Raw genomic sequence first — 6,000 nt, 5'->3', positions numbered from 1 at the left:
CACCGCGCCGCAGAGTTGCCGGTCTGGCTGCACAGATACAATTGGCACCGTCCCCACGGGAGCCTAAAGTCCAAAACACCTATCAGTCGCCTCGCTCTAACCGAGGACAACCTGTTGAGGCTCCACAACTAGCTCGTCAGCGACGACACACCCGCTCGAGCACCCATAGACTATGATCACCGGCGCGGACTGGAAGAATACGGCTGCATCGCCCGAGCCGGCGGAACAGAAGATCTCGGCATCCAGTCAACGCTCGATACAAAGCGCGCGATCGAATGGCCCGAGCACAAGGGGATCAAAAAGCTTCTCAGACAATTGAGGACCCTTCGGACCCCAAAAGGGCTATAGCCTGATTTTGGGTTCGCACGCCTAGCTTCTTCTTGGCATTGTCCAAATGAAAAGCGATCGTGCGTGGCTTGATACCCAAGATGCGGCCGGTCACCCAGGCTGAATTACCCCGCGCTGCCCACCTCAGGCACTCATATTCGCGGGATGTCAGCGAAACCCCATCCACTGTTCGATCGCTCGGCAATTTGCGGCGAACGCAACGATGAAAGCAGGCCGCCATCAGTTGAAGAGCTTGTTCGTACCGCTCAGCGACCCGAAGAAATACTGGACGAGGCTCATCGGCGGCAAAAGTAACCGCAGCGATGCGGCCGCGGAGATCGACAATTGGGATCGTCAAACCGCAGCAGATGCTGAATTGAGCCGCCTCATCGAATAGCTGCTGTTGAGCCGGCGACATTTTATCGCCTCCCAAATTCGATCCCCAGTGAAACGGGCAGCCGCCATTTCGAGCACGCAAGACCACAGGATCGAGTTTCTCATACTGATTTTCCAGATACTGTCTGGTCCAGCGGGGTGGATAGTTTGAAATTAACCTCGGTTTGCCGGAAGGCCGTGCTGGCAAGGAGAGGTAGGCAAAGAAGATTAGGTCAAGTCGTCCGGCCGCCTCAGCCATGGCATCCCGGAAATCTGCCTCATCGATACTCTGTGACAGTCTTTCAAGGAATGTCTCGAAAACAAGTGGCATGTGCCTCGTCATCGTCGCGCTCGATTCTTCCTCTTTCTGCACGCCTTCCGGCTGCGTCGTGTATGTCCCGACAAACGTGATTGAATTCGCGGGCGTCGCTGGGCTGACCGGGCTCCAGAATGCTGCCACACTTTCGATCTTCGTCGGTCATCCCAATCATGCTGGGCTCACCCGATGGGCGTCTGGCAGACGCCTCATGATCTCAACAGCTCAATCAGAGAATCTCCATGCATTAAATCATGACCGCCCCTGCACCGACCAAATCAGGAGAAATCATCCTGCGCTGACCAAAAGCCATCATTGACCCCAGCTTTTGCAGGAATTTGGGTCGGCATTAGCATAACAATTCGGATAGCCGCTCATCCCCCACCCGGGGCGCCGTGATCCGCAAAGAAGTGTTGCGATGCTTTCTTTTCTTTGATAGGCAAATCGTCTCAACAATATTAAAATGCCTTTCCTTGTGAACGGGGTGGCGTGTGAGTATCGTCCTTCTATATACCTGACGTGATAAAATTCACCGCAATGATTATGGCCCGCTGCAATGATGTAAAGGGCACGTCTAAGCTCAATCTGCATCGGAACGTGCAGATGACCTTTACCAGACCCTCGATCCCGCACGGGCCATAATGATACTGATTACGTGGGTCAAAAAGGGCGCCCTGCCGGCGGGGAGGTACACCCGCAGGGCGCGCCGCACAGAGGTCCTGGTCGTTGGGCAACAGGACAGCGGCGGCAGAACTGATTCGGTTACAAATCGTGACTGAAATAGCCCGGAGCATGCTCAAGATCAGATATCTGGAATTCAACAGTTTTGGGTCTGCTCGGCGCAGTAGCGCGCAGGGACATGCCTGCCTCCGGACTCGCTCCTTCGCGATCGCAAAATCATACGGCACCCTCGGCCTTCAGCGCGCGATAGGTGGTATCGACCGACTTTACCGTCGCGTCGACAATGATGTCGATCTCTTTTCGGGTAATGATCAGGGGGGGGGCATAACCGAGGATGTCGCCATGCGGCATGGCCCGTCCGATGACGCCATTCTCAAACAGAGCAGCTGCAGTGCGCACCCCGACCTGAAGGTCGGGTTCGAATGGTATCCTTTGTTTTGGGTCCCGCATCATCTCCACGGCCGACAGGATACCCACTCCGCGAACTTCACCAACGATGGGATGTCCCGCCAGCTCGGCCTTCATCCGGTCTTGCCAATACGGTCCAACATCGCGGACATGCTCCAGAATATTTTTTTCTTTAAGCAGTCGAATATTGGCGAGCGCGGCTGCGGCACAAAGCGTGTGCCCCGAATATGTCCAGCCGTGGCCGAGTGCGCCGTGCTTCTCAGTTCCTTGTTCCAAAACCGACCAGACACGGTCGCCAATGATTGACCCGGAGATGGGGAGGTAGGCGGAACTCAAACCCTTTGCGATGGTCACGAAATCCGGACGCATGTTATACAGGTGGGAACCGAACTTCTCGCCGGTTCGCGCGAAGCCACAGACCACTTCATCCGCGATTAGAAGGATATCGTATTTGTCGAGCACCGCTTGAATGGACGTCCAGTACCCTTTGGGGGGCGGCACAATACCTCCTGTCCCAAGTACCGGCTCTCCGATAAAAGCTGCAACCGTTTCCGGTCCTTCGGCCAGGATCAAGGCTTCAAGCTCATCGGCACAGCGCCGGGAGAACGCTTCCTCGCTCTCCTCGACACGCGCCTGGCGGTAATAGTGCGGCGTGGTTGTATGGCGCACCAAATCCAGAGGCAGGTCGAAGAAATTGTGAAAGAAGGGAAGGCCAGTTAGGCTACCCGTGACCAATCCAGACCCGTGATAGCCGCGATTTCGCGAGATGATCTTTTTCTTTTCGGGCCGGCCAAGAATGTTATTATAGTACCAGACCAGCTTGATGTTGGTTTCGTTGGCATCGGAACCGGAGAGGCCGAAATAGACCCTTCGCATGTTCTGACCGAAATACTCGACCACGGCCTCTGCCAACAGGGCGACCGGCTCCGTACCTTGGCTGGCATAGACGTGCGCGAACGGCAATTCGTGTGCTTGCCTGGCAATGGCCTCGGCGATCTCCGTGCATCCATATCCCATGTTGACGCAGTAGAGTCCTCCGAAACCGTCGAGGCTCCTTCGGCCTTCGGTGTCCCAGATATAGACGCCTTCCGCACCGGCCATAATCCTATTTGGCGTTTCGCCTCGGCTGTGCTTGGCCAAATGCGTAGAAGGATGGAAGACGAAGCTTCTATCCTTCTCCCGGAGTTGCTCGGTTCCCAGATTGCTCAAGCGCATGTCCCTCTCCTCGCGATAAATTGGCGGAGGGCACTCGGCCAGCCACCTGTTTAGCAAATAGCATACCGGAAACGTCCCTTGAGTTTCTCGGGAATGCAGGTTATTCGCCGTGGAATTCGCGGGATCGGCCCGAATTGCCGTGAAAACTAAGGCGTCACCTTCGCCTTAGCCGAGGGTCGGGGGCGCGTCCTGCAAACACGAACAGCTTACGACGCGCATGCGCCCAGCATAGTGCCCGATTAGCGGGCGATATTGAAGGATGAATAGCGCTCGGGACGCTGTTCCCGCCGGCCGCGCGCGGCACGATAGAGCGCCGGCGGCCATGTTCCGCCGAACTGCCGGTCATCCCTTACATTCTGACGGTCCGGATCGGTCTTGCCCTTCCCAAGGGTGGTAATGCAGGTGATCAGGGGCAAAGCACATTCGCCTCGATCAGCAGGCAGCCGGGTTCCGTGCCGGTACAGGTCCAACCTGGTTGGCCAGCGCTGAGAGGCTGAGGTCGTGCCCTCGCGCATATTGATCGCTTTGGCGGTGCGGCGGCTGGTGCTCGGCAGACTTCTCGAAGGAGCATAACCAGAAGGTTCGGCCCGGCAAAGACGCGCGGCGAGAGCTCCTTGCCATCGACATCTTGATTCGCAGCCGACCAGCGCCGCCAAGTTCTATCGTCAGCGTGTTGCCTTTCTTGCGATCGCAAATTCGTGGTTGCTGCGCAGGGCGAGCCGAGCTGCGGCTTGCAGGAGGGGGCAGCCGACAGAATTGCGCGGCCTGAAAAGCTGCCTCCATCAATGCTGGCCGCTCGTGCAGTCTCGAAACGCTGGATCAAGCCTCAAACGTCGAACAGCCGCTCCTTTTCCTCGCTAAACCAGCGCCCTCGCGCGACGTGATCTTGCCTGACGATCCGACGCTTCGAGCGGGGCTCCTCTAATAGGTTGCAGATGACCTGCAGCTTTCAGCCAAACTCAGCAAATCGGACGTCTTCTTATCATCGCTCGGCAAGCTCGGAACAGGCTGGCGGACGTTGCTAAGGCTAGTCGCCGCCAGCGGATGGCGAGGATGTTTTGGCGGCTAAGTGCTTTTAGGTGGGCGATTATAAGCCGAGATCGCGATAGGTGCTTTCGCCATAGCTCCTGGCGCCATCGCCACGCTGAGCGTTTGAAAGCCGATGAAATTCGCTCGGCCAATTGGCTAGCGCGTGCTTGATGGCCTTCATCTTGAACGGCACGTGCACAACACATTTGTCCCTGATGATAGGCGGACAGCTCGCATCTTGTTGCCGCGAGCCATTAAGGTTTGCTGCGATTATCGGCAGACCTAGATCAAGGGCCAATTCCATTTCCCAGCGCACGAAGCGAAAAAGGTTTTTCGTTTTCTCACCGATCAGGACAAGCACCTGGCTCGATCCATTCATTCTGTTGCGAAGATTGCGTTTAACATAATCTTCGTCCTGTGCTCGGCTCGTCATATTGTCCAGATCGTGAGCGTTCGCGAATTCAAAACTCACATTCTCGCTGGCATTCCACCCTTTCATAAAGCGGTATGCCCAAGCGTCTTCATCGCCGTCAAATATTACATAGGTCGGATCGCTGTATGCCATTGTTGTCTCTTAGTTGTTTTGACGAGCAACCCACTGGGTGTGCTCCCGTGAGAAAGCCAGTTCGGCTTCGTTCACCGCGGCGGAGAATGCCTCATCCGAGTTGGCGTCCGTAATAAGGTCGGCAGTCAAGCCGATCTCGTGAGCTGTCAACGTGTAAGCCGATGCCAATTCGTTAAATTTCTTGATCTGGGTCCACCCGATAAGCGAGGCGGCGATGACAATTAGCGGCTCGGTCGGCCAGCCTGGCATCGCGGGGTCAGCGATGCGTACTACGATGAACGAGAATCCCAGAGCGTATGCAAAAATACCAAGGCCCATCCAGACTTTCGCGGACCTCTTGTTCGAGCGCGCCTTCTTCTCGTACCACATCCGTTGGTCGCAGATTCGTCTCTGCAGATATAGGTCTTTTCTTTCTTTTAGCGGGGAGTCCCTTATCGACATCATCTGGTCGGTTGTTTGGGGGGATGCTGAATCGGTGCCGCTCAACGCGCTACCAAGGTGACGATTGCTATCAAGGATACCTTCCATGAGCTTTCGAAAATCAGCTCTGGCGTCAGCGGCGCGCGCGTCATCGAACGGCTGTGCTCGCATCGCGAAGCGCCAAGTCAATGTCTTCACCGACTCTGCCAGAGCTCGAGCCTGATACCAGACCTGCTCGGGCTTTGTGACCGACCGGAAAATGAGGACTCCCATTGAGCAAAGAAATACCGCAGCATAGACACCGAAATAGGCTTTTGATGGCGACAAGTCCAAAGAGAGCACCGACGCTAAAAAAAGAAGAACGTACTCTGCCCGGATCAGGCGGAGAAACGTCGCCTGCTGCTCGTTGGATGCCACGTCGGCGCTATTATAGAGTCCAGGATATTTCATTTTTGAAGCACACCAGTCTATTTTGTGGCGGTAAATTCTTTAAGCCAGGATTTGGCAAACGTGAGGTTAGCAGTCGAGCTTACAGAGCCTATTCTTGAGCGAGGCGCGGTCCCTCTGTTCATAAACAGGAATGCAGGTCCTGTCCCATCAATGTAAGGGTATAGGCCCAAAAATTCTTGCCCGGAGAATGTTTCCGAAGAATTTTTTGCCACGG

4 protein-coding genes and 2 pseudogenes are annotated in these 6,000 nt (G+C 55.6%); 1 reads left to right on the top strand and 5 read right to left on the bottom strand.

What is annotated here, in order from left to right:
- Positions 1-132 (top strand): annotated as a pseudogene (locus EN853_RS31055) (IS481 family transposase); the annotation flags it as partial.
- 175 nt (positions 133-307) lie between these two features.
- On the opposite strand, the gene EN853_RS31050 reads toward EN853_RS31055, so the two are convergent.
- From EN853_RS31050 to EN853_RS31030, 5 genes and pseudogenes are all read right to left on the bottom strand, one after another.
- Positions 308-1,045 carry a LuxR family transcriptional regulator gene (locus EN853_RS31050; protein ID WP_082826574.1) on the bottom strand — a complete coding sequence of 246 codons (738 nt, stop codon included), beginning with the start codon at positions 1,043-1,045 and terminating at the stop codon, positions 308-310.
- 870 nt (positions 1,046-1,915) lie between these two features.
- Positions 1,916-3,322, bottom strand: a complete 1,407-nt coding sequence (locus EN853_RS31045; RefSeq protein WP_063169303.1) for an aminotransferase — start codon at positions 3,320-3,322, stop codon at positions 1,916-1,918.
- Positions 3,323-3,512: 190 nt separating this feature from the next.
- Positions 3,513-3,932: pseudogene (locus EN853_RS31040) on the bottom strand (IS66 family transposase); the annotation flags it as partial.
- A gap of 477 nt (positions 3,933-4,409) precedes the next feature.
- A complete protein-coding gene (locus tag EN853_RS31035) occupies positions 4,410-4,916 on the bottom strand; it encodes a TIR domain-containing protein (RefSeq protein WP_126080675.1) in 507 nt (168 codons plus the stop codon).
- 9 nt (positions 4,917-4,925) lie between these two features.
- Positions 4,926-5,786, bottom strand: a complete 861-nt coding sequence (locus tag EN853_RS31030; protein ID WP_127862796.1) for a DUF4231 domain-containing protein — start codon at positions 5,784-5,786, stop codon at positions 4,926-4,928.
- Between the last annotated feature and the right edge of the window lie 214 nt (positions 5,787-6,000).

The sequence above is a fragment of the Mesorhizobium sp. M1C.F.Ca.ET.210.01.1.1 genome, assembly GCF_004791585.1.
Classification (GTDB): domain Bacteria; phylum Pseudomonadota; class Alphaproteobacteria; order Rhizobiales; family Rhizobiaceae; genus Mesorhizobium.
Note: the sequence above shows the minus strand (reverse complement) of the source record. Positions and strands in the feature narration are given on the sequence as shown.

What these genes read in the sequence shown, in the direction of transcription:
- EN853_RS31035 (WP_126080675.1), bottom strand. Translation starts at nt 4,916, where the DNA reads ATGGCATACAGCGATCCGACCTATGTAATATTTGACGGCGATGAAGAC.
- EN853_RS31030 (WP_127862796.1), bottom strand. Translation starts at nt 5,786, where the DNA reads ATGAAATATCCTGGACTCTATAATAGCGCCGACGTGGCATCCAACGAG.
- EN853_RS31045 (WP_063169303.1), bottom strand. Translation starts at nt 3,322, where the DNA reads ATGCGCTTGAGCAATCTGGGAACCGAGCAACTCCGGGAGAAGGATAGA.
- EN853_RS31050 (WP_082826574.1), bottom strand. Translation starts at nt 1,045, where the DNA reads ATGACGAGGCACATGCCACTTGTTTTCGAGACATTCCTTGAAAGACTG.